This is a genomic window from Salipiger sp. ABN3_019 (assembly GCF_056158605.1).
In genome coordinates this window covers 989,125-1,010,958 of the sequence record NZ_JBSWTP010000010.1, presented here as the reverse complement: position 1 = coordinate 1,010,958, position 21,834 = coordinate 989,125, and the positions used below count along the sequence as shown (strand labels likewise).

General features: G+C 66.7%; 18 protein-coding genes and 1 tRNA gene. 10 read left to right on the top strand and 9 right to left on the bottom strand.

The window, feature by feature from the left end; all coding sequences use genetic code 11:
• The first annotated feature begins 69 nt into the window (after window positions 1–69).
• Together ACXAD2_RS26750 and ACXAD2_RS26745 are read left to right on the top strand one after the other, a co-directional pair.
• Window positions 70–1,548: an efflux RND transporter periplasmic adaptor subunit gene (locus ACXAD2_RS26750; protein ID WP_475177432.1), complete on the top strand. Its 1,479-nt coding sequence runs from the start codon at window positions 70–72 to the stop codon at window positions 1,546–1,548.
• A gap of 4 nt (window positions 1,549–1,552) precedes the next feature.
• The gene (locus ACXAD2_RS26745) at window positions 1,553–4,936 is read left to right on the top strand and encodes an efflux RND transporter permease subunit (protein ID WP_475177428.1); all 3,384 of its coding nucleotides are present in this window, start codon (window positions 1,553–1,555) and stop codon (window positions 4,934–4,936) included.
• Window positions 4,937–4,960: 24 nt separating this feature from the next.
• Here the strand turns inward: ACXAD2_RS26745 and ACXAD2_RS26740 are convergent, their stop codons facing one another.
• Entirely contained in the window at window positions 4,961–5,764 is an 804-nt protein-coding gene (locus ACXAD2_RS26740; protein WP_475177424.1) for a protein-disulfide reductase DsbD domain-containing protein, read from the bottom strand.
• 135 nt (window positions 5,765–5,899) lie between these two features.
• Here ACXAD2_RS26740 and ACXAD2_RS26735 point away from each other — a divergent pair, with 135 nt between their 5' ends.
• Window positions 5,900–6,484 (top strand): YqgE/AlgH family protein, encoded by a 585-nt coding sequence (locus ACXAD2_RS26735; RefSeq protein ID WP_475177420.1) that lies wholly within the window; start codon window positions 5,900–5,902, stop codon window positions 6,482–6,484.
• A gap of 124 nt (window positions 6,485–6,608) precedes the next feature.
• On the opposite strand, the gene ACXAD2_RS26730 is transcribed toward ACXAD2_RS26735, so the two are convergent.
• Entirely contained in the window at window positions 6,609–7,556 is a 948-nt protein-coding gene (locus tag ACXAD2_RS26730) for an L-threonylcarbamoyladenylate synthase (RefSeq protein ID WP_224903859.1), read from the bottom strand.
• Window positions 7,557–7,683: 127 nt separating this feature from the next.
• Between ACXAD2_RS26730 and ACXAD2_RS26725 the strand changes: the two genes are divergently transcribed.
• The 4 genes from ACXAD2_RS26725 to ACXAD2_RS26710 all read left to right on the top strand — a co-directional run bounded on the left by ACXAD2_RS26725 (window position 7,684) and on the right by ACXAD2_RS26710 (window position 11,394).
• On the top strand, window positions 7,684–9,384 hold the full coding sequence (locus ACXAD2_RS26725; protein ID WP_475177413.1) for an acyl-CoA dehydrogenase: 1,701 nt from the start codon (window positions 7,684–7,686) through the stop codon (window positions 9,382–9,384).
• Entirely contained in the window at window positions 9,384–10,418 is a 1,035-nt protein-coding gene (locus tag ACXAD2_RS26720; protein WP_475177411.1) for an MBL fold metallo-hydrolase, read from the top strand. Before ACXAD2_RS26725 ends, ACXAD2_RS26720 begins: the two co-directional genes overlap by 1 nt.
• A 104-nt stretch (window positions 10,419–10,522) precedes the next feature.
• Complete coding sequence (locus ACXAD2_RS26715; protein WP_475177407.1) at window positions 10,523–10,657, top strand: aa3-type cytochrome c oxidase subunit IV; 135 nt, start codon at window positions 10,523–10,525, stop codon at window positions 10,655–10,657.
• A gap of 92 nt (window positions 10,658–10,749) precedes the next feature.
• The gene (locus ACXAD2_RS26710) at window positions 10,750–11,394 is read left to right on the top strand and encodes a hypothetical protein (protein ID WP_475177405.1); all 645 of its coding nucleotides are present in this window, start codon (window positions 10,750–10,752) and stop codon (window positions 11,392–11,394) included.
• On the opposite strand, the gene ACXAD2_RS26705 is transcribed toward ACXAD2_RS26710, so the two are convergent.
• The 4 genes from ACXAD2_RS26705 to greA all read right to left on the bottom strand — a co-directional run bounded on the left by ACXAD2_RS26705 (window position 11,379) and on the right by greA (window position 14,042).
• Entirely contained in the window at window positions 11,379–11,705 is a 327-nt protein-coding gene (locus ACXAD2_RS26705; RefSeq protein ID WP_066107302.1) for an AzlD domain-containing protein, read from the bottom strand. The genes ACXAD2_RS26710 and ACXAD2_RS26705 overlap by 16 nt on opposite strands.
• Window positions 11,702–12,403 carry an AzlC family ABC transporter permease gene (locus ACXAD2_RS26700; protein WP_066107299.1) on the bottom strand — a complete coding sequence of 234 codons (702 nt, stop codon included), beginning with the start codon at window positions 12,401–12,403 and terminating at the stop codon, window positions 11,702–11,704. The genes ACXAD2_RS26705 and ACXAD2_RS26700 overlap by 4 nt, the downstream gene beginning before the upstream one ends.
• Window positions 12,404–12,523: 120 nt before the next feature.
• Window positions 12,524–13,543, bottom strand: coding sequence for a hypothetical protein (locus tag ACXAD2_RS26695; RefSeq protein WP_475177399.1), 1,020 nt, complete (start codon window positions 13,541–13,543; stop codon window positions 12,524–12,526).
• A 28-nt stretch (window positions 13,544–13,571) separates the two neighbouring features.
• Window positions 13,572–14,042 (bottom strand): transcription elongation factor GreA, encoded by a 471-nt coding sequence (greA, locus tag ACXAD2_RS26690; RefSeq protein ID WP_066107293.1) that lies wholly within the window; start codon window positions 14,040–14,042, stop codon window positions 13,572–13,574.
• Window positions 14,043–14,372: 330 nt separating this feature from the next.
• Between greA and ACXAD2_RS26685 the strand changes: the two genes are divergently transcribed.
• A complete protein-coding gene (locus tag ACXAD2_RS26685) occupies window positions 14,373–16,019 on the top strand; it encodes an electron transfer flavoprotein-ubiquinone oxidoreductase (protein WP_475177389.1) in 1,647 nt (548 codons plus the stop codon).
• 132 nt (window positions 16,020–16,151) lie between these two features.
• Window positions 16,152–16,241, top strand: a tRNA-Ser gene (locus tag ACXAD2_RS26680).
• Window positions 16,242–16,638: 397 nt separating this feature from the next.
• Here the strand turns inward: ACXAD2_RS26680 and metG are convergent.
• From metG to ACXAD2_RS26665, 3 genes are all read right to left on the bottom strand, one after another.
• Window positions 16,639–18,348: a methionine--tRNA ligase gene (gene metG / locus ACXAD2_RS26675; RefSeq protein WP_475177384.1), complete on the bottom strand. Its 1,710-nt coding sequence runs from the start codon at window positions 18,346–18,348 to the stop codon at window positions 16,639–16,641.
• A gap of 135 nt (window positions 18,349–18,483) precedes the next feature.
• Window positions 18,484–19,707, bottom strand: coding sequence for an MFS transporter (locus tag ACXAD2_RS26670; RefSeq protein WP_475177380.1), 1,224 nt, complete (start codon window positions 19,705–19,707; stop codon window positions 18,484–18,486).
• Window positions 19,708–19,807: 100 nt separating this feature from the next.
• Window positions 19,808–20,563: an SDR family NAD(P)-dependent oxidoreductase gene (locus ACXAD2_RS26665; protein WP_475177376.1), complete on the bottom strand. Its 756-nt coding sequence runs from the start codon at window positions 20,561–20,563 to the stop codon at window positions 19,808–19,810.
• A 166-nt stretch (window positions 20,564–20,729) separates the two neighbouring features.
• On the opposite strand from ACXAD2_RS26665, the gene ACXAD2_RS26660 reads away from it, so the two are divergent.
• Complete coding sequence (locus ACXAD2_RS26660; protein WP_475177372.1) at window positions 20,730–21,770, top strand: aldo/keto reductase; 1,041 nt, start codon at window positions 20,730–20,732, stop codon at window positions 21,768–21,770.
• Window positions 21,771–21,834 lie beyond the last annotated feature (64 nt).

Sequence of the window (21,834 nt, the reverse complement as noted above, 5' to 3'; positions counted from 1 at the left end):
TGGGCTCGGGCATAAGGTGATATCAGCCAGACAGGGGGGCGATGCCCCTCGATTTCGCGGGACGTTCATATGCGGTTTCTTCGGCGGAGCCTGACCGGGCTCTTTCTTCTTTCGCTGACGCTGGGCCTGCTGGTCTGGGCCGGGCTGCTGGTGCGCGATGCCGTGCAGGCGCGGCTCAGCGATACGCCGCGCATTCCGGAGGCGCGCGAACGGATTTTTGCGGTGAACGTGGTGGAGGCGCGGGAAGGCAGCGTTTCGCCAGAGATGACCGCCTTTGGCGAGATCCAGAGCCGCCGCACGCTGGAGCTTCGCACCGCGGTGGGCGGCACGTTGATGGAACTGGCGCCCGAGTTCGTCGAGGGCGGGCGCGTCGCGGCGGGCACGCTGCTGGCGCGGATCGATCCGGCGGACATGCAGGCGGAACTGGAACGGACCCAAAGCGCGCTGGAAGATGCCGAGGCCGAGCGCCGCGAGGCGATCCGCGCGGTCGAGCTGGAAAAGGATGCGCTGGCGGCGGCCGAGGAACAGGCCGAGCTGCGCCAGCGCGCCTACCAGCGGCAGGCCGATCTGCAATCGCGCGGCGTGGGCACGTCGGCGTTGGTGGAAGAGGCGGAGCTTTCCGCTTCCTCGGCGCGGCAGGCGGTGGTGACCCGCAGGCAGGCGCTGGCGCAGGCCGAGGCGCGGGTGGACCAGAGCAGCACCGCGCTGGCGCGCGCGCGCATCGCGCTTGACGAGGCGCAGCGGCGACTGGATGAGACAGAAATCCGCGCCGGCTTCGATGCCCAGCTCGAGGATGTCTCGGTGGTGGCCGGGCGCCGGGTCTCGGCCAATGAACAGCTGGCAACGCTGGTGGACCCGCAGGCGCTGGAGGTGGCCTTCCGCGTCTCCACCCAGCAATATCTGCAACTGCTCAACGCTTCGGACCGCCCGCGCGAACTGCCGGTCACAGTGACGCTAGATTTCTACGGCGCCTCGGTCAGCAGCGCCGGGACGCTCACCCGCGAGGGGGCGGCGGTCGGCGAGGGGCAGACCGGGCGGCTGCTCTTTGCCTCGCTGGAGACCCCGCGCGGCTTCAAGCCCGGGGATTTCGTCACCGTGAAGATCGCCGAGCCAGCGCTCGAGCAGGTGGTGCGCCTGCCGGCAACCGCGCTCGGGGCCGATGGCGATGTGCTTGTGCTCGACGCCGAACAGCGGCTCGAGGCGCTGCCGGTGGAACTGCTGCGGCGGCAGGGCGACGAGGTGATCGTGCGCGCCGCGGCGCTGGACGGGCGGCTGGTGGTGTCCGAGCGCACGCCGCTTCTGGGTGCGGGGATCAAGGTTCGGCCGCTGAGCGCAGAGGCGTCGGCGGGCGGGCCGAGCGGGCCCGATGTGACCTCCGAGGCGGCGATGCTGGAACTCAGCGCCGAACGCCGCGCGCGGCTGGTCGCTTTCATCGAGGGCAACAGCGGCATGCCGGCGGAGGCAAAGCAGCGGCTCTTGGCGCAGATCTCGGAACCCAAGGTGCCCGCGCAGGTGATCGAACGGCTCGAAGCGCGGATGGGAGGCTGAGGCCATGCGCCACATCCCCGGATCTGCCAGTGGCCTGCTGAGCTACTTCACCCGGCACCGCACGGTGGCCAACCTGCTGCTGGTGATCCTGCTTGGGGCGGGGCTGCTGGCGGTGCCCAACATGCGCGCGCAGCATTTCCCCGATGTGGTCGAGGATGAGATCGGCGTCCGCGTTAGCTGGGACGGCGCCGGGGCGCAGGACGTGGACAACGCCATCGTGCAATTGCTCGAGCCGAAGCTGCTTGCGGTCGAAGGGGTGGTGGCCTCCGAGAGCCGCTCGCGCGAGGGCTCGGCGCAGATCGAGCTGGAGTTCGAGCCCAATTACAATATGGCCAAGGCGCTGGACGACGTGCAGACCGCCGTGGACGGTGTCGACAATCTGCCGGAAGAGGCCGACGATCCGCGCGTCACCTCGGGCGGCTGGCGCGACCGGGTGACGGATTTGGTGATCTCGGGGCCCGTGGCGGTGGATCAGCTGGGCCGCTTCGCCGACGAATTCGTGGTGCGCCTTTTTGCCGAAGGCGTCACCCGCACCACCATTCGCGGCGTCGCCGCGCCGCAGATCATCGTCGAAGTGCCCACCGCCAACCTGCTGGGCTATGATGTGACCATGCAGGAGATCTCGGAGGCGATCGCCGCCGAGGTCGATGCCGCGCCCGCTGGCGATGTGACGGGCGCAAACGCCCGCGTGCGCGCCGGGGTCGAGAAACGAGCGCTGCGTGACATTGCCGCCATCGTCCTGCGCTCGCAGCCCGACGGCACCAAGCTGACCGTCGGCGATGTGGCGATCCTGCGTGAAGAGGGCATCGACCGCGAGCGCGCCTATTTCGTCGGCGACGATCCGGCGATCTCGGTGCGGGTCGACCGCTCGGCGGATGGCGATGCCATCAAGATCCAGCAGACCGTGGCCGATGTGGCGCGTGACTTTCAGCCGGTGCTGCCCGAGGGTACGACGATCGAGCTGATCCGCACCCGCGCCGAGGCGATCACCAACCGGCTGGACCTCTTGCTGCACAATGGCCTGTCGGGGCTGGTGCTGGTGGTTGGGCTGCTGTTCCTGTTCCTCAATGCGCGCACCGCGCTTTGGGTGGCGGCGGGGATCCCGACCTCGATGCTCGCGGCGCTGGCGCTGATGTATGCTTCGGGTCTGACGCTCAACATGATCTCGCTGTTTGCGCTGATCATCACGCTCGGCATCGTGGTGGATGACGCCATCGTCGTCGGCGAGCACGCCGATCATCTGCATCGCAAGGGGCTGGGGCCGGTCGAAGCCGCCGAGACCGCCGCACGGCGCATGGCGCTGCCGGTGTTCAGCTCGACGCTGACCACGATCATCGCCTTCTTTGGGCTCACCGCCATCGGGGGGCGGTTCGGCGAGATGATCGCTGACATTCCCTTCACGGTGATCGTCGTGTTGATCGCCAGCCTGATCGAATGCTTCCTGATCCTACCCAACCACATGGCCCATGCCATCGCCAAATCGACCGAGCACCATTGGTACGATTGGCCCTCGCGCATGGTGAACCGGGGGTTCCGCTGGGTGCGCGAGCGGCTGTTCCGCCCGTTCATGGCCGGGGTGATCACGGCGCGCTACGTGGTGCTGGCGCTGGCGGTGCTGCTGCTCGCCTCGCAGGCGGCCAGCTTCATCCGGGGCGATGTGGTCTGGCGCTTTTTCAACTCGCCGGAACGGCCCTCGGTCAGCGGCAATTTCGCCATGACACCGGGCGCGACCCGCGCGGACACGCTGGCACAGATGCGCGAGATGCAGCGTGCCACCGAGGCGTTGGGGCGCGAATATGAAGAACGCTACGGCCTCAACCCGCTCGACTATGTGATCGCCGAGATCGGCGGCAACTCCGGGCGCCCGCTGGCCGAGGCCGAGAACAAGGAGGCCGATCAGCTGGGCGCCATTTCGATCGAGCTGATCGAGCCGGATCTGCGGCCCTATTCCAGCTTCCAGTTCGTCGGCGAGCTGCAAGAGCGGGTGGCGGCGATGCCCATGGTCGAGGTGATCAGCTTCCGCGGCTGGCGCTCGGGGCCGGGAGGCGATGCGCTGGACGTGCAGTTCTTCGGCGCCGATGCGGGCGTGCTCAAGGCTGCCGCCGAAGACCTCAAGAAAGCGGTGCTGCGCTTCCCCGAGGTTTCGGCGGTCGAGGACAATCTGTCTTACGACAAGGACGAGCTGGTGCTGGAACTGACCCCGCAGGGGCAGGCGTTGGGGCTGACGGTGGACGATCTGGGCCGGGTGCTGCGCGCGCGTATCGGCGGGCTCGAGGCGGCGACCTTCCCGGTCGGCCCGCGCAGCGCCGAGATCCGCGTCGAACTGCCGGACCGCGAACAGACCGCCGATTTCCTGCAGCGCACGCAAATCCGCACGCCCGAGGGCGCCTATGTGCAATTGGCCGACATCGTGCGGGTCGAGCGGCAGAGCGGGTTCTCTACGGTGCGGCGCGAGAACGGGCTGCGCACGGTCTCGGTCACCGGCGATATCTCGGAGGATGATCCCGAGCGCGCCGCGGATATCCTGAAGGCGCTGCAGGAGGACATCCTTCCCGCCATTGCCGCCGAGCGACAGGTGGAGTTCCGCATGTCCGGCATGGCCGAGGACGAGCGCAACTTCCTTTCGGACGCGGGCACCGGGCTGGTGCTGGTGCTGCTGGGCATCTACCTCGTGCTGGCGTGGGTCTTTGCCAGTTGGACGCGCCCGTTGGTGGTGATGGCGGTGATCCCCTTCGGCCTTGTCGGCACGATCTACGGCCATGCGCTGTGGGATGTGCCGCTGTCGATGTTCACCGTCGTCGGCCTGCTGGGGATGACCGGGATCATCATCGATGATTCCATCGTGCTGGTGACGCAAATCGACGAATACGCCCCCGACCGCGGCATGTTCCAAGCGATCATCGACGGCGCGGCGGACCGGCTGCGTCCGGTGTTTCTGACAACCGCGACCACCGTGCTCGGCCTCGCGCCGCTGCTTTACGAGCGCAGCTCGGACGCGCAGTTCCTGAAGCCGACGGTGATCACGCTGGTCTACGGGCTGGGTTTTGGCATGCTGCTGGTGCTGATGGTGGTGCCCGCGCTTCTGGCGGCGCAGCATGACATCGCCCGGCGCATCGCGGCCTTCCGGCGCGGCGCGCGGCATCGCCACGCAAAGGTGCGCGCGCTGACGCTGGGGTTGTTCGCGCTGGTGCTGGGCTGGCTGGCGGCGACCATGGGAGCGGTTGCGGTGACCGGCGCGCTTCCGGCGGCGCTGGCGCTTGGCCCGCTGGCGGCGCTGCCGCCGGCGCTCGCCGGTTTCACGCTGTTCGTCGCCGGGGTGGCTCTGGCGCTGGGGCTGGTCTGGCTGGCCACGCTCGCCGTGGCGCTGCGCGGCCAGAGGGTGGGCTAAGCAGCCTCAGCCCCGCAGGGTGTCTCAGGAAGAGCAGCCGTGAATGTCCACCGCGTGCTGCGTGCCCAGCACGGTGATGCGCAGCTTTGAGCGGTCGAGGGCGAAGGGCTTGCCTTCCATATGCATCAGCTTGGTCTTGCTCACTAGCTTGCCGCCCTCGCGGCGGGTCTTCGGCTCGGACGCCCAGATCTCGGGCTGCCCCGCCTCGACCACCAGTTCCTCCTGCCCACCGGCAGAGGGCATATCGATCTCGGTGCGCAGAACCATCCCGCCCTTGGCCGGGCTGATCGAGCATTGCACCTTGCCCACATTGGCCTCGCTGGCGGTGAAGGGCGCTTCGGCCAGTGCCGCGGCGATCACCGGATCGACGCTGCTGCTGTCGGGAAGCATGGCGCGCACATGCAGTTCCTGCGGCACGCAGATGTCGCTGCAGACGCCGATCAGCATATTCGCCTCCAGCGTCACCGGCCCGCCCGTGGCGGCCACGCGCAGCGGCAGGACCAGCTCGCCCTTATAGCCCACCGAGCGCGCGCCGGACTGGCGGAACACATGCGGCGTCGGCCAGAGCGCGGCGACATCGGCGACATTGTCCGAGGCGCTCCAGTCAAAGACCGGCGGGATGCCAGCATCGCCGGGGGCGCGCCAATAGGTCTTCCACCCCGGCGCAAGCGTCAGATGCAGCGCCGCCATGTGATCGCCATTGGGCAAACGCCAGCCGGGGCGCAGCTCGGCACTGACCGGCTCCATCGCGGTGGCGTCGTTGGCGAGAACGCCGGACATCGCCAGCGCGCAGCCAAGGGTGGCGGCTCTGAAAGTATTCTGGATCATGCATTTCAAATGGAGCCTCGCGGGGCTCCTGCCAAGTCACATTGCAGCGAGAGCGTGGCAATTCTGCCCGCTTGTGTGCTTGCACCGACACTGCGGGACGGTCACACTCAGAAGGCAGACTTCAGAAAGGGTCCCATGACGCACAGCGAGACCGCCTCCGGCGCCACCGATCTGACCGGCTCCGTCCTCATTGCCATGCCCGGCATGGGCGACGAGCGTTTTGAACACGCGGTGATCTACCTCTGCGCCCATTCAGACGAAGGGGCGATGGGGCTGATCCTCAACAAACCCTCGGCGGACGTCACCCTTGAAGGGCTCTTTGAACAGCTTGGCATCGATGCCGAGCCGGGGTCCGGCCAGCAGCCGGTGCATTTCGGCGGGCCGGTAGAAATGGGCCGGGGATTCGTCCTGCACAGCGCCGACTACCGCTCGGAACTCACCACGCTGCAGGTCGACGACGCGATCTTCATGACCGGCACGCTCGACGTTCTGGAGCATATCGCGCGCGGCGACGGGCCGCGCGACTGGATGGCGATGCTGGGCTACGCGGGCTGGGGCCCGGGGCAGCTCGAGGGCGAGCTGGCCGAGAATGCCTGGCTGGTCTGCCCGGCGAGCCGCGAGCTGGTCTTCGCCACGCCCGACGCTGGCAAATGGAGCGCCGCTCTCGATGTGCTTGGCATCCCGGCACTGGCGCTTTCGGGCGAGGGCGGCCGGGCCTGAGCGCGGCACAGCCCCTTTCATCTTTCGTCAAATACTCCCGCCGGAGGCGTTCCCAGCCGTTCCGCCTGCAGACCGTCTGGCATGGCTGGGATCGCGTATTTTCAGAACAATGAAGCCGCGGCGCTCAGCGCGGGGCGGCGGCGCGACTGAGGCGGTCGTTGATCGCGACACCGGCGCCGAAATGCGGCACCGGGGCGACGGCGATGATCTTTGCTCCGCTGGCGTCGAGCAGATGCAGATGCGCAAAGAGATTGGCCGCCGCCTCCTCGAGATCGCCGCTCGGCGAGAGGTTCAGATCGCACTCCATGTCGCCGAACCCGAGCCGCGCTTCGCCCTCGCGCCAGTCGGCGGCGTTGAGGCGCATGCGGGCACGCGGCGCGTAATGCGAGGCGGTCTGGCCGGGGGCCGAGATGGCCGCGTTGTCCTGACGCCGCATCACCGGGTGGCCGAGGGCCTCCGAGAGTTGCTCGGCGCTGATGCCGCCGGGGCGCAGCAGGGTGGGGCGGCCCGACAGGCCAAGGATCGTGCTTTCGAGGCCCACCTTGCAGGGCCCACCATCGAGCACCGCCGCGATGCGTCCGTCGAGCGTGCTCAGGACGTGATCGGCGGTGGTCGGGCTGATCCGTCCCGAGCGGTTGGCCGAGGGGCCAGCGAGCGGGCCGCCGAAGGCGGTGAGCAGCTCGCGCGCCAGCGGCGCGGCGGGCAGGCGCACCGCCAGCGTGTCGAGGCCTGCGGTGACGCGGTCCGACAGTCCGGCGTCCCAGCGGATCGGCAGCACTAGCGTCAGCGGACCGGGCCAGAAGGCGCGGGCGACATTTTCGGCGGTGCCCGACCATTCCACCAGCTCCTTGGCGTGCTCGATGCTGGGCACATGCACGATCAGCGGGTTGAAGCTGGGGCGGCCCTTGGCCTCGTAGATGCCCGCCACGGCGGCATCATTGCGCGCGTCGGCCCCCAGCCCGTAGACCGTTTCCGTCGGGAAGGCGACAAGCTCTCCGGCGCGCAGCAACTCGGCGGCGCGCGCGATCCCGGCCTCGTCGGCGGGCAGGCGCAGGGTAGGGGTGTCGGGCATCGGTCTATCCGTGACGCTGCGTTCCGTTTGGTCGGCGGCGAGCCATCGTCCTAGGGTCGCACCGAAATCGTCGGATCCTCCCTAGCCGAGGGGCTCCGACTTGCCAACCGGGATCGGAGGAAATGCCATGGCCTATCGCGCGCCTGTCGCTGAATTTACGTTTTTACTCGACAAGGTGGTGGGCTTTGACGCGGTAACGGCGATAGAGCGCCATGCCGAGGCCACCCCCGACATGGTCGCGGCGGTGCTCGGCGAAGCGGGGCGGCTCTGCGACGAGGTGCTGGCGCCGCTCAACCGCGCCGGCGATCTGCAAGGCGCGGTGCTCGAAAATGGCGTGCTGCGCTCAACGCCGGGGTTCGCCGAAGGCTACCGCGCGATCGCCGAGGGCGGCTGGGTGGCGGTGGCCGGGCCGGTCGAGCATGGCGGCATGGGGCTGCCGCTGACCGTCGCCTCGGCGGTCAACGAGATGATGTCGGGGGCCTGCCTTGCGCTGCATCTCAACCCGCTGCTGACCCAAGGCCAGATCGAGGCGCTGGAACATCACGCCAGCGAGGAGATCAAGGCGCTGTATCTGCCCAAGCTGATCTCGGGCGAATGGTCGGGGACGATGAACCTGACCGAGCCGCAGGCGGGCTCGGACGTGGGCGCATTGTCGAGCAAGGCCGTGCCAAACGGCGATGGCACCTATGCGATCACCGGGCAGAAGATCTTCATCTCTTGGGGGGATTGCGATTTCACCGGCAACGTCTGCCACCTCGTGCTGGCGCGCCTGCCGGATGCGGCACCGGGCACCAAGGGCATCAGCCTGTTCCTCGTGCCGAAATACATCCCCGACGAGTTCGGCGCTCCGGGTGTGGCCAATGATCTGCGGGTGGTCAGCCTCGAGCATAAGATGGGTCTGCACGGCTCGCCGACCTGCGTGATGAGCTTTGAGGGCGCGCGCGGCTGGATGATCGGCGAGGAAGGCGGCGGCATGCGCGCCATGTTCACCATGATGAACAACGCGCGGCTAGGCGTCGGCTGCGAGGGTGTGGGGGCCGCCGAGGGCGCCTATCAGCACGCGCTTGGCTATGCGATGGAGCGCAAGCAGGGCCGCACGCCCGAGGGCACTATCGTCGGCCATGCGGATGTGCGGCGGATGCTGGCAGGGGTAAAGGCGGATGTGCTGGCGGCGCGCTCCATCGCGCTCAGCTGCGCGGTGGCGCTCGACATGGCCTCGGCGACCGGCGAGGCCGACTGGGCCGCCCGCGCGGCCTTTCTGACGCCGATCGCCAAGGCGTTTGGCACCGACGTGGGCATCGCCTCGGCAGAGGCAGGCGTGCAGGTCTGGGGCGGCATGGGGTTCATCGAGGAAAGCGGCGCCGCGCAATATTACCGCGATGTCCGGGTCACGGCGATCTACGAGGGCACCAACGGCATTCAGGCCATGGACCTCGTGGGGCGCAAGCTGATGGACGGCGGCGAAGCGGCGGCGCGGCTGCTGGATGAGATCGAGGCGCAGTCGGAGGCGGCGAAAGCGCAGATGCCCGATCTGGCCGAGGCGGTCTGGCAGGCTGCGGAGACGCTGCGCGAGACCACCGAGGCGCTGGTGGCGCGCCCCATGGCCGAGCGGTTCGGCGTGGCGGTGCCTTATCTGCGCGCCTTCGCCCGGGTGCTCGGGGGGCATTTCCATCTGCGCGCGGCCATGGCAGACCCGTCGGGCGCGCATGCACGGCTTGCGCGTTTCTACATTACGAGGCTTCTGCCCGAGCATGTCGGCCTGCTGGCCGAGGTCGCGGCGGCAGATGCCGAGCTGATGGCCATCACTGCCGAGGATCTTGCCGCCTGATGAAGCCCGGATTGCACTACCCGCACGAAACACCGCCTGCGTGGGGCGAGGCCACAGAGATCGCCGAGGGCGTTCTGTGGCTGCGCCTGCCGCTCCCGATGAAGCTCGATCACGTGAATTGCTACGCGCTGGATGACGGCGACGGCTGGACACTGATCGACACCGGCATCAACTCGGGGCGCGCGCGGGGCATCTGGGAAAAGCTGCTCGCCGGGCCTTTGGCGGGCAAACCGGTGCGGCGGGTGGTGGTTACTCATCACCACCCCGATCACATGGGGTTGGCGGGCTGGTTTCAGGAGCGGGGCGCGGAGTTGCTGACCACGCGCACCGCGTGGCTGTTCGCGCGCATGCTGCAACTTGATGCGCAGGAGGCGCCGCCGCCCGAGCAGATCGCCTATTGGCAGCGCTGCGGCATGGAGCCGCGGGTGCTGGAGCGGCGGCGCAAGGAGCGGCCTTTCAACTTCGCCGATTGCGTCTGGCCGATGCCCCTTGGCTTCACTCGGCTGCAGCAGGGCGAGGTGCTGCGCATGGGCGGGCGTGACTGGGAGGTGCATATGGGAAATGGCCACGCGCCCGAGCACGCCACTTTCTGGTCGAAAGACGATGCGCTGGTGCTGGCTGGAGATCAGGTGCTGGCGACGATCAGCTCGAACCTTGGCGTCTATGCCACCGAGCCCGAGGCCGATCCGGTGGGCGATTGGCTCAAATCCTGCGAGCGGCTGGCCACAATGGCGCGCGACGATCACTACGTGCTGGGCGGGCACAAGCTGCCCTTCACCGGGCTGCCCTTCCGCCTGCGCCAGCTGATCGACAATCACCACGGCGCGCTCGAGCGGCTGGAGGATTACCTCGACACGCCAAAGAGCGCGGGCGCGTGTTTTGCGCCGCTCTTCAAGCGCACTATTGGTGATGCGGAATACGGGCTCGCCATTGTCGAGGCCATGGCGCATTGCCAGCACCTCTATCTGGAAGGCCGGGCGACACGGACCGAAGGCGCAGATGGCGCATGGCTGTGGCAGGCCGCACGCGGCTGAGCGGGCTCACGCAGGGCTCAAGAACAGGTGACAGCTTGCGCAGAATCCGCTAAGCCTCTGAGCGGAGAAGAAACGCCCGTTGGGGATGGAGACAGGACGGACATATGGCAGACTACAAGCCCGGCAGCATGGACATCACGGAGCAGGAAAAGACATTCCACGGCTTCATCAAGTTCACCATCCGCATGGTCTATGTGATCATCGCAGTGCTGCTTTTCCTGGCGATCTTCAACTCCTGAGCTTCGCGCCTTCGGGAGGGGAATTCATCTAGACGTCAGTCAAGGCCGGGCGGCGGAGGAGGCTGCCCGCTGACCGGAAAGGGTCGGCTTTCATGTTCTATCGCGCCACGTTTTTGGCCGGTCTCGCAGCACTTACGGTTGCGGGCTGTACCACTCCGGCCATGCGCTATCCCAATGCCACGCCAGAAGAGGTTGCCGCCGCGCGCTATGTCGATGGCGGCCCGCCCGCGCTGACGCTCTACACGATGATCAACAACCGCTCGGACGCCGGGGCGCATTCCAGCCTGATGATCAGCGCGCCGTCGCAGCGGGTGATCTTCGATCCGGCGGGATCCGTCCGGGCGCGCAATGTGCCCGAGGTCGACGATGTGCTCTATGGGGTGACCCCCGAGGTCGAACGCTTTTACGCCCGTGCCCATGCACGCGAGACCTACCGCGTGCGCATCCAGCGCATCGAGGTATCGCCCGAGGTGGCCGAACGCGCGCTGAAGATGGTGCAGGCGCATGGACCGGTGTCGCAGACGCAATGCACCGTGGCGACCTCTGGCGTGCTGAGCCAACTGCCGGGCTTTGAAGGGGTTGGCCGCACGTGGTTCCCCAACAAGCTCGCCGACGAGCTTGCGGCGATGCCGGGGGTGACCGAGCAGGTGCTGCGCGAGCAGGATGCCGACGACAAGACGCTGGCGATCGCCGCCTTCGAGCAGCGCACGGGCGACAGCGATCAGCTGAGCCAGTAACCGCCCGCGATCAGCGCCACCGCGCCGCTGAGGATGGCAAGGATCACGTTCTTGCTTGCCAGCCCGACGCCGAGCGTCACCAATGCGGCGATCAGACGGGCAGGATCGGTCTGCCCGTCGGTCGCGGCGGGCCAGACCACCAGCGGCGCCACCAGCGCGGGCATCATCGCCACGGCGGTGTAGCGCAGGTGGCGCGTCAGCCACGCAGGCAGGGGGCGGTCGCCGACGAGCCCGAGGAACAGGAAGCGCAGGGCAAAGCTGCCCAGCCCCAGCCCGAGGATCACCAGCCAGAGATCTCCGCGTTCGATCATCGCTGCATCCTCCGTTCGGTCTCGGCCCCGGCCATCATGCCGAGCGCGGCGGCGCAGAGTACGCCAAGGTTATAGGGCATCCATGCCAGCAGCAGCGTGCCCAGCGTCGCCACCAGCGCCGCCACCACATGCGCGCCGGTGCGCAGCGCCGGGGCGATCATCGCCAGAAAGGCGATGGGCAGCGCGAAATCGAGGCCAAAATCGGCGGGGATCGCTTCGCCCACCCAAGCACCGACCAGCGTGAAGATGTACCACGGCGGGCAAATCGGCGTCATCGTCCCCATGAAGAAGGCGAACTTCTGCGGCAGGGTCATCTCGGGCGAGCGTTCGAATTGTAGCGCCGACGACGCATAGGTCTGATCGACGAGGAAATAGGCGCAGATCGCGCGTTTCCACAGCGGCAGCGCGCCCAGATGCGGGGTGATCGCGGCGGAGTACATCGCCATACGCAGGTTCACAGCAAGCGCCGAAGCCAGCACGATCAGCGCGGGCACATGGTCCTGCAGCATCTGCAGCGAGACAAATTGCGCGGCCCCGGCGATCACCACCACCGAGAAGGACAGCGTGTCGAAGAGGTTCAGCCCCGCCTCATTGGCGAGCACGCCGAAGAGCGTGGCAAAGGGGCCAATCACCAGCAGGAACGGCAGGCCTGCGCGCACACCCTGCCAGTAGTATGAACCCGTGTCCGATCGTGCCATATGGTGCCTTGCCTCCCGTCAACCGGGCAAGCCGTAGCGACCCTTTGAGGGAGATGCAATCGGGCAGGGAGGCTGACCTTAAATGCAAGGAGGCGCTGTGGCTTGCGCAGGCGCCTTACGTCAGTCGAAGGCGCCCGCAACGCGGCCCAGCAGCATGAAGGCGCGGGCAGTCCGGGTGTTGGCCAGTTCGGTGATCTCGGCGTCGCTTGCCTGTCCCTCGAAGCGCACGAAGGCGCGGTCGTAGAGCCGCAGGAAATGATGGGCGACGTCCTTGAAGATCGCGTCCTGCTTCATCCGGCCCGAGCTTAGCGCCAGCGAGGCGCGGTCGCGCACACCGCCGAGAGCGGCCACTTCGCGCCCGCGTGTGCCCTTGGCGAAGGCGCGCCAGACCTCGGGGCGGGCCATGTCGGGCGTCAGATCATCCATATAGATGCCGTCCTGCGACAGCAGCGTTAGCACGTCCTGCGAGGCTTGAATGAGCTGTGCCGCCTGCCGGTCCTTCAGCGCCCGGCGCAGCGCCGCGAACCCTTCGAGATCTTCGGCAGTGTCTGGGAAGTTCAGAGCGCGGATGAAATCGGTGTTGGCCAGCGGCGGCTCCAGCGCCTCGGCGGGCGTGCCGAGCGACAGCGCGGGCTGATCGTCCACGGCGGGCTCGGGGGCGGCGGCTGCGGCGGCGGTCTGCGCCTGCACCGCAGCCTGCGCCGCGCGGGTGGAGCCGAGCATGGCCAGCGTCGTCTCGATCTTGCGCTGCGCGGCGGCCACCTCGTCAAGCTTGCGCGCCAGCGTGCTGGCCGAGGGATCATTGCGGCCGGTCTGCGCCTGCGTGAGGTACGACTTGCGGATCGCCTCGATGGCGGTCTGCAGCCGCGCGCTTTCCTCGCGCATGATACGGCTGGCGCGCATGGTCATCGCCGCCACCCAGATCATCGCGATGGGTAGAAAGACAACCATCACAACCAGCAAGAAGCGCAGGCCGCCCACGCCTTCGGTGCTGCCGCCGGTGAAGACGTAGCCACCGGCGATCACCAGCCAGAGCGCACTGAGCCCGAGCGCGGCGATCTCGATCCCGGTCATGCCGCGCTTTTCCTCGCGGTCGTAGACGCCGATGGGCGCCGAGCGGCTGTCGTTGCTGTCTGCCATGATGCGGCGCGACCCTTACCTTTGGGTGTTACTTGTACGCGATCGTCAGGATCTCGTAGCTCTTCTCGCCGCCGGGGGTGCGCACCTCGACGCTGTCGCCTTCGTCCTTGCCGATCAGGGCACGGGCGATGGGCGATTTGATGTTGAGCAGGCCCTTTTCGATGTTGGCCTCATATTCGCCGACGATCTGCCAGGTCTTCTCTTCGTCGGTGTCTTCATCGACGACGGTGACTGTCGCGCCGAACTTGATCGCACCGGTCAGCTTCGCCGGGTCGATCACTTCGGCCAGCGACATCACGCTTTCGATCTCTTTGATCCGGCCTTCGATGAAGCTCTGCTTTTCGCGCGCGGAGTGGTATTCCGCGTTCTCCGACAGATCGCCGTGCTCACGTGCTTCGGCGATGGCCTTGATGATGGCAGGACGCTCAACGGACTTGAGCGTTTTCAATTCGGTTTCGAGCGCGGTGAAGCCCGCGCGGGTCATCAGTATCTTTTCCATTGAGTTTTTCCGGAACTGTCCCGAGGGCCTCCCCCGGCCCTTTTGCGTTTGCCGTCTAAAACCATGAGTGGTCGTTTCTGGCAAGAGTGGGGATTGTCCCGCGCTTTGGCAAGGGTGCGCTGCGGCGCGGCGGGCCAGCAGGGTAGGGCGATGGTCTGCGCGAGGCTCCGCCGAGCGGACTTTGCGCCGCGCCAACTATTATTTTCCTAAGGTCGCGTCAGGCACCTTTTATGCCGCGTTTCGATTGACCTGTGCTGCACCGCCGCGCTACGCCAATGCGCAAGATAATTACAGCGAACAGCTACAGCGAACAGCCAGCGGAGGAACCACATGGCCGAGATCGAGCGCGAGTTGATGGAATATGACGTGGTGATCGTGGGGGCGGGGCCGGCAGGCCTCTCCGCAGCGATCCGGCTCAAGCAACTCGATGCCGACCTGAATGTTGTGGTTCTCGAAAAGGGATCCGAGGTCGGCGCGCATATCCTTTCTGGTGCGGTGCTTGACCCCTGCGGTCTCGACGCGCTGATCCCCGACTGGAAGGAGAAGGGCGCGCCGCTGAACGTTCCGGTGACGCAGGACAAATTCTATCTGCTGGGCGAGGCTGGCAAAGTCACCATCCCGCATTGGCCGATGCCGAAGTTCATGTCGAACGAGGGCAATTACATCGTCTCCATGGGCAACGTCTGCCGCTGGATGGCCGAACAGGCCGAGGCGCTTGGCGTCGAGATTTTCCCCGGCATGGCCTGCTCGGAGCTGGTCTACGGTGAGAATGGCGAGATCAAGGGCGTGGTCGCGGGCGAGTTCGGCAAGAACGCCGACGGCACCCCCGGTCCGGGCTATGAGCCGGGGATGGAACTGCACGGCAAATACGTCTTCCTGTCGGAAGGCGTGCGCGGCTCGCTGTCGAAGGAAGTGATCGAGAAATACAACCTCTCGGACGGCAAATGCCCGCAGAAGTTCGGCCTCGGCATGAAGGAGATTTGGGAGATCGACCCTGCCAAGCACCAGGAAGGCCGGGTCGAGCACACCATGGGCTGGCCGTTGGGCGGCAATGCTGGGGGCGGGGCCTTCATCTACCATCTCGACAACAATCAGGTCTACGTCGGCTTCGTGGTGCACCTGAACTACCGCAACCCGCACCTCTTCCCCTACATGGAATTCCAGCGCTTCAAGCATCACCCGCATGTGGCGGATCTGCTCGAAGGCGGCAAGCGCGTGGCCTATGGCGCGCGGGCTATCTCCGAGGGCGGCTTCCAGTCGATGCCGAAGATGGTCGCGCCCGGCGTGGCGCTGCTCGGCTGCTCGGTGGGCATGGTCAACGTGCCGCGGATCAAGGGCAACCACAACGCCATGCTCTCGGGCAAAGCCGCGGCGGAGGCGGCCTATGAGGCGATCCAGGCGGGCCGCGCCTCGGACGAGCTGACCGCCTACGAGAGCGAAGTGCGCGAAGGGGCCATCGGGCAGGACCTGTGGAAGGTGCGCAACGTCAAGCCGCTGTGGTCGAAAACCGGCCTGCTGGGCTCGCTGACGCTCGGCGGCCTCGACATGTGGACCAACAGCTTCGGCTTCTCGCTCTTCGGCACGGTCAAGCACGGCAAGAGCGATGCCGCGGCCACCGAGAGCGCCGCGGCGCATCAGCCGATCGATTACCCCAAGCCCGACGGCAAGCTGAGCTTCGACCGGCTGACCAACGTCAGCTTCTCCTTCACCAACCACGAAGAGAGCCAGCCGGCGCATCTCAAGCTGAAGGATCCGCGCGTGCCGCTGCTGGATAACCTGCCGAAATACGCAGGCCCCTCGCAGCGCTACTGCCCGGCGGGTGTCTATGAGTTCGTCGAGAAGGACGGCAAGACGGAGTTCGTCATCAACTTCCAGAACTGCGTGCACTGCAAGACCTGCGATATCAAGGACCCTTCGCAGAACATCAACTGGACCGTTCCGCAGGGTGGCGACGGGCCGAACTACCCCAATATGTAAGGCCGCGGGGCGGCGTTTTCCGCCCGCGATCCCTGCCTGACCAAACGTCGAGCCCCGGTTCTGCACCGGGGCTCAATTTTTTGGCAAACCGCCTCTTGCACCCGGCCCGGACTTTCCTGTAGAGCGGTCCGCGGAGAGGTGGCCGAGTGGTCGAAGGCGCACGCCTGGAAAGTGTGTAGGCGGGGAACCGTCTCGAGGGTTCGAATCCCTTCCTCTCCGCCATAAACCCTGACAACGAGATCACGGGGTGAGTGACATTATTCCTCAAAGTCGCAGAAATATAAGGGTTTCCGGGTTCCCTATCTTCAGGGCCCCTTGAGCCGCGATCGTTGCTGTGTGGTTGCGTTGATCGGTGTGCCGTCTGCCCGCAAGCATCTCGAAATCGAAGAGCGACCACGCCGTGTCGGCGCGTCGGCTCCCCGCACTGAAGCGCGAGCATCCTGCGCGAGTAGGGGCCTGTGCTATTCACTCGGACTGGCGAAGACCGACGCACCACTGGGGGCCAAAGCCCGCGGCCACAAATGCCTTAGGCTTGGCCTCGCTCGGTTAAAGAAAAGCGCGCGGCCCAGTTTGGACCGCGCGCTTTCATTGTTCCCAAAATACGCCCGCCGGAGGCGTCTCAGCGCGTGCCGGCAAAGCGCTCCTGCCAGTCGTCGCGCTCAGCGTCGGTGATCTTGCGGAAGGTCACGTCGGGGACCTCGAAAGCATGGCCCGCGGGCAGCACATCGAGCGCCGCAGCCAGATCACCCGGCCAGCTGTCGTCCTCGGTCTTCAGTGCCGCCAGAAGCTGCGCCGAGGCGTCGGGGATGAAGGGCGAGGAGATCACCGCGTAGAGACGGATCATGTTGAGCGCGAGGCGGATCTGCATCGCCGCGGCCTCGGGGTCGGTCTTGAAGGTCGACCAGGGCGCGGCTTCCTGCAGGTACTCGTTGCCCAGCACCCATGCGGCGCGCAGCGCACCGGCGGCCTTGCGGACCTCATGCGCTTCCATCTGCGTCTCATACTCGCGGATCTTCTCCGCCAGATCGGCGATCAGCTTGGCCTCCAGTTCGCCCATGGCGCCGCCTTCGGGCACCACTTCGCCGAACTTCGAGCGACAGAACTTGGTCACGCGCGAGGCGAAGTTGCCCAGCACGTCGGCGAGGTCCTTGTTCACCGAGGACTGGAAGTTCTCCCATGTGAACTCGGAGTCCGAGCTTTCCGGGGCGTGGCTGAGCAGCCACCAGCGCCAATAGTCCGCCGGCAGGATCTCCAGCGCCTGATCCATGAACACGCCGCGCCCGCGCGAGGTGCTGAACTGGCCGCCGTCGTAGTTGAGGTAGTTGAACGACTTGATGTAGTCGACCAGTTTCCACGGCTCGCCCGACCCGAGGATCGTGGCCGGGAAGGTTAGCGTGTGGAAGGGCACGTTGTCCTTGCCCATGAACTGCGTGTAGGTCACGTCTTCCGCGCCCTTGTCGGTGCGCCACCAACGCTCCCAATCGTCGCCCTTGCCGGCGTCGACCCACTCTTGCGAGCAGGCGATATATTCGATCGGCGCGTCGAACCAGACGTAGAAGACCTTGCCTTCCATACCCGGCCAGTCTTCGTCGCCCTTCTTGACCGGAATGCCCCAGTCGAGATCACGGGTGATGCCACGGTCCTGTAGGCCGTCACCGTCGTGCAGCCATTTCTTGGCGATCGAGGTGGTCAGCACCGGCCAGTCGGTCTTGCTGTCGATCCAGGCCTCGATCTCGTCCTTGATCAGACTCTGGCAGAGGTAGAGGTGCTTGGTCTCGCGCATCTGCAGATCGGTGGCGCCCGAGATCACCGAGCGCGGGTTGATCAGGTCCACCGGATCGAGCTGCTTGGTGCAATTGTCGCATTGGTCGCCGCGCGCATCCTCGAAGCCGCAGTTGGGGCAGGTGCCCTCGATGTAGCGGTCCGGCAGGTAGCGCCCGTCGGTGGGCGAATACATCTGCGTCTCGGACACTTCGCGGATCAGTCCGCGCTCGGCCAGCACCCCGGCGAAATGCTGGGTCAGCTTGTGGTTCTGCGGGCTCGACGAGCGGCCGAAGTGATCGAAGCTGAGGCGGAAGCCCTCGGCGATCTTCGACTGGGTCTCATGCATCTCGGCGCAATATTCGGCCACCGGCTTGCCAGCCTTGGCGGCGGCGAGCTCGGCGGGTGTGCCATGCTCGTCGGTGGCGCAGAGGAACAGCACCTCATTGCCGCGCGCGCGCTGGTAGCGGGCGAAGAGATCGGCCGGCAGCTGGCTGCCCACGAGGTTTCCGAGATGCTTGATCCCGTTGATATAGGGGATCGCCGAGGTGATCAGATGACGTGCCATGTTCGTCCCGCGAATGAATTTGGAGTTGTCGCGTCCTTAGCGGATGTTGCGCGGGCTTGCCAGTGCAGCAGCGAGGGGGCTGTCTGCCCCCTCGCGCTACCCCGAGGATATTTGCCTCTAGACGAAGCGGAGGTTCTATTCTCTGTCGTCGCGCTGGCGCGACAGCAGGCGACCAATGAGGAAGCTGGTGCGCGGTGCGTAGACATATGGCGTGCGGCGCTCGGCGGGGCGGGCGCGCATGCGGATCAGGCCGAAGATCACCAGCACGAGGTGCCCGGCGGCGATCAGCAGAAACAGCGACGACGGGCCGTATGCGGCCATCAGCAGCGCGGCGCCATAGGGGGCGGCAATGGCCCCCACCGCGTACCAGAACATCAGCGCCGCCGAGAGCTCGACCCGCTCGGAACTGTCGGCGAAGTCATGGGCGTGGGCGGCAGAGACCGAATAGATCGGGTAGGTGACGACGCCGAAGAGCGCGGCCATGGTCATCACCGCAGGCGCGGGCAGGGCGGGCAGGCTCGCCGTCGCCAGCGCCACGAGGATCGAGGCGACCGACAGCCAGATCAGCACCGTGCGGCGATCCACACGGTCGGCGAGCCAGCCCACCGGGTATTGCGCCGCCGCGCCGCCCGCGATGTAGGCGGCAAGAAAGAGACCGATCTGATCGGCCCGCAGCCCGACACCCGCGCCGTAGATCGGGCCGACCATCCGAAAGCTCGCGCCCGAAAGCGCCGAGACGATGACCCCTGCCACCGCCAGCGGCGAGCGCGCGCCAGCAAGGCCGGGGCGCAGGCGGGGGGCGGAAGGCGTGGCGGGCTGCGCGCGGCGGGTCAGGGTGATCGGTAGCATGGCGGTGCAGCACAGCAGCGCCAGCAGGTTGTAGCTGACGTAATGCGCGGGCTCGAGCACGCCGATCAGCATCTGCGCCACCAGCGCCGCGCCCATGTCGGCCATGCGGTAGGCGGCCATGGCGCGGCCGCGGGTCTGGTTGGTGACCTCGGCCTGCAGCCAGGCTTCGATCACCGTATAGGCTCCGGCCACCGACAGGCCCGTGGCGATGCGGAAGACCGCCCATGCTTCGGCGGTGGTCAGCAGCGGGTGCGCCACAAGACCGATCACCCCGGCAGCGGTGAAGGCAGCATAGGCGCGCGAATGGCCCACCGAGCCCATCAGCCGCGGTGCCCACCAGCAGCCGATGAAGAAGCCGATGAAATGCGCCGAGCCGAGAAAGCCGATCTGCGCGGTGGTGAAATTCAGCGCGAACCCCGAGAGCGCATCCAGCGGACCGACGCCGCCGGACGAGAGCTGCTGCAGGATGACGGAGAGGAAGAGGGCGGCGAAGGAAAGTGGCAGGCGCATGGGGGCTTAGGGCCATGCCTGCGCCGCCCTGTCGCGACCGAAGGCGACAGGGCGGCGTCGTTTTTGTGCCTCAGGGAAAATGGCTCTGCGGTGGGCGCGGTTACTGCGCCGTGTAGCCGCCGTCGGCCAGATGGTAAGAGCCGGTGATGAAGCTCGCCTCGTCCGAGAGCAGGAAGGCGGCCAACGCGGCCACTTCCTCGGGGGTGCCCATGCGTTTCATCGCGTGCAGCCCGGCGAGGTGATCCTGCGTCGCGGCGTCCAGCGTCTGATCCAGAAGTGGCGTGTGGATGAAGCCCGGCCCGATGGAGTTGACCCGGATCTTGTCGCTCGCGTGCTCCAGCGCCGCGCTTTTGGTCAGCCCCACCACGCCGTGTTTCGCGGCGACATAGGCGGGCGACATGGGGATGCCAACCGAGCCGAGGATCGAGGCAATGTTGACGATCGCGCCGCCGCCGGTCTTTTTCATCTCGGGGATGGCGAAATGCATGCCATAGAAGACACCGCTGAGGTTCACGTCGATCACCTTGCGCCAAGCCTCTGTCGGATAGTCGCCGACCGTGGCAGCGGGGCCGCCGATCCCGGCGTTGTTGACCAGCAGGTCGAGCCGCCCGGTGCGTTTCACGGTCTTCTCAATCAGCGCGGCCACCGATCCTTCGTCCGAGACATCCACGGCAATCCCAATGGCGCGGGGCAGGGTCTTGGCCATGGCTTCGGCCGCGTCCAGCTTGAGATCGGCGATGATGACGGTGGCCCCTTCGGCGGCCAGACGCTCGGCGATGGCGGCACCGATGCCGGAGGCCGCGCCAGTGACGATGGCGGTCTGACGGTCAAAACGCTGGGATGGCAGGGAAGGCATGGGAAATTCTCCTTGAAGTGCCGGGCTTGTCCGGACTTGTTCAGGACCTATGCATTGCCTGCATGCTGTGCAAAGCGCGCTGCCGCAGAGTCAATGTGCGCCTCGGGGGCTTGGCAACGCGGCAAAGGCCACTAGTGTCCGCCCCTGCGCTAACAGGAGACTCCCAATGAAGAAAAATCCGCTGGGCCGTACCGGCATGTCGGTGACCGAGCTCTGCCTCGGGACGATGACCTATGGCAACCAGACGCCGCCCGAGGACGCCTTTGCGCAGATCGAGCGCGCGCTCGACGCCGGCATCAATTTCATGGACACCGCCGAGATGTACCCGGTGAACCCGGTGCGTGCCGAGACCGTGGGCCGGACCGAGGAAATCCTCGGCGATTGGTTCGAGAAGACCGGTCGCCGCGGCGAATGGATCCTCGCCAGCAAGCACACCGGGCCGTCCAAGCTGGTCCGCGACGAGGCTCCGATCAGTTCCGAGACGATCCCCGTGGCGGTCGAATCCTCGCTGAAGCGGCTGAAGACCGACTATATCGACCTTTATCAGTTCCACTGGCCGAACCGCGGCAGCTACGCCTTCCGCCAGAACTGGACCTTCGCGCCGTGGAAACAGGACCGCGAGGCGACGCGCCAGCATATGGCCGACGCTCTGGGTGCGCTGCAGCGCGAAGTCGAACGTGGCACGATCCGCGCCTTCGGTCTGTCGAACGACAGCGCTTGGGGCACCGCGGAATGGCTGCGCCTGGCCGATGAGGTGGGCGGACCGCGTGTCGCCTCGGTGCAGAACGAATATTCGCTGCTCTACCGGATGGCCGACACCGATCTTGGCGAGCTGATGGTCAACGAAGACGTGGGCCTGCTGCCCTATTCGCCGCTCGGGGCCGGGCTGCTGACCGGCAAATATCAGGATGGGGCAGTGCCCGAGGCCTCGCGCATGTCGATCAACGGCGATCTGGGCGGACGCGCCTCCGAGCGTGTCTTCCCGGCGGTGGCGGCCTATCTCGAGCTTGCCCGTGAGTTCGACATCGACCCGGTGCATATGGCGCTGGCGTGGTCGGCGAGGCGGCCCTTCGTGGCCTCGTCGATCTTCGGCGCGACCACCCTCGGCCAGCTCGAGCATCTGCTCGGCGCGGCGGAGGTCACACTGTCCGACGAGCTGCTCGAACGTATCGACGCCACCCACAAGGCGCATCCGTTCCCCTATTGAGGGGCGGCATCGCGCGGGCCAACCAAAGCCATCGCGGCTGCGGTGCGCGCATGCCCTGTCATAA

Bases quoted from the DNA above. Each gene is read 5' to 3' on its own strand.
- ACXAD2_RS26750 (WP_475177432.1), top strand. From the start codon at position 70: ATGCGGTTTCTTCGGCGGAGCCTGACCGGGCTCTTTCTTCTTTCGCTG.
- ACXAD2_RS26745 (WP_475177428.1), top strand. From the start codon at position 1,553: ATGCGCCACATCCCCGGATCTGCCAGTGGCCTGCTGAGCTACTTCACC.
- ACXAD2_RS26740 (WP_475177424.1), bottom strand. From the start codon at position 5,764: ATGATCCAGAATACTTTCAGAGCCGCCACCCTTGGCTGCGCGCTGGCG.
- ACXAD2_RS26735 (WP_475177420.1), top strand. From the start codon at position 5,900: ATGACGCACAGCGAGACCGCCTCCGGCGCCACCGATCTGACCGGCTCC.
- ACXAD2_RS26730 (WP_224903859.1), bottom strand. From the start codon at position 7,556: ATGCCCGACACCCCTACCCTGCGCCTGCCCGCCGACGAGGCCGGGATC.
- ACXAD2_RS26725 (WP_475177413.1), top strand. From the start codon at position 7,684: ATGGCCTATCGCGCGCCTGTCGCTGAATTTACGTTTTTACTCGACAAG.
- ACXAD2_RS26720 (WP_475177411.1), top strand. From the start codon at position 9,384: ATGAAGCCCGGATTGCACTACCCGCACGAAACACCGCCTGCGTGGGGC.
- ACXAD2_RS26715 (WP_475177407.1), top strand. From the start codon at position 10,523: ATGGCAGACTACAAGCCCGGCAGCATGGACATCACGGAGCAGGAAAAG.
- ACXAD2_RS26710 (WP_475177405.1), top strand. From the start codon at position 10,750: ATGTTCTATCGCGCCACGTTTTTGGCCGGTCTCGCAGCACTTACGGTT.
- ACXAD2_RS26705 (WP_066107302.1), bottom strand. From the start codon at position 11,705: ATGATCGAACGCGGAGATCTCTGGCTGGTGATCCTCGGGCTGGGGCTG.
- ACXAD2_RS26700 (WP_066107299.1), bottom strand. From the start codon at position 12,403: ATGGCACGATCGGACACGGGTTCATACTACTGGCAGGGTGTGCGCGCA.
- ACXAD2_RS26695 (WP_475177399.1), bottom strand. From the start codon at position 13,543: ATGGCAGACAGCAACGACAGCCGCTCGGCGCCCATCGGCGTCTACGAC.
- greA (WP_066107293.1), bottom strand. From the start codon at position 14,042: ATGGAAAAGATACTGATGACCCGCGCGGGCTTCACCGCGCTCGAAACC.
- ACXAD2_RS26685 (WP_475177389.1), top strand. From the start codon at position 14,373: ATGGCCGAGATCGAGCGCGAGTTGATGGAATATGACGTGGTGATCGTG.
- metG (WP_475177384.1), bottom strand. From the start codon at position 18,348: ATGGCACGTCATCTGATCACCTCGGCGATCCCCTATATCAACGGGATC.
- ACXAD2_RS26670 (WP_475177380.1), bottom strand. From the start codon at position 19,707: ATGCGCCTGCCACTTTCCTTCGCCGCCCTCTTCCTCTCCGTCATCCTG.
- ACXAD2_RS26665 (WP_475177376.1), bottom strand. From the start codon at position 20,563: ATGCCTTCCCTGCCATCCCAGCGTTTTGACCGTCAGACCGCCATCGTC.
- ACXAD2_RS26660 (WP_475177372.1), top strand. From the start codon at position 20,730: ATGAAGAAAAATCCGCTGGGCCGTACCGGCATGTCGGTGACCGAGCTC.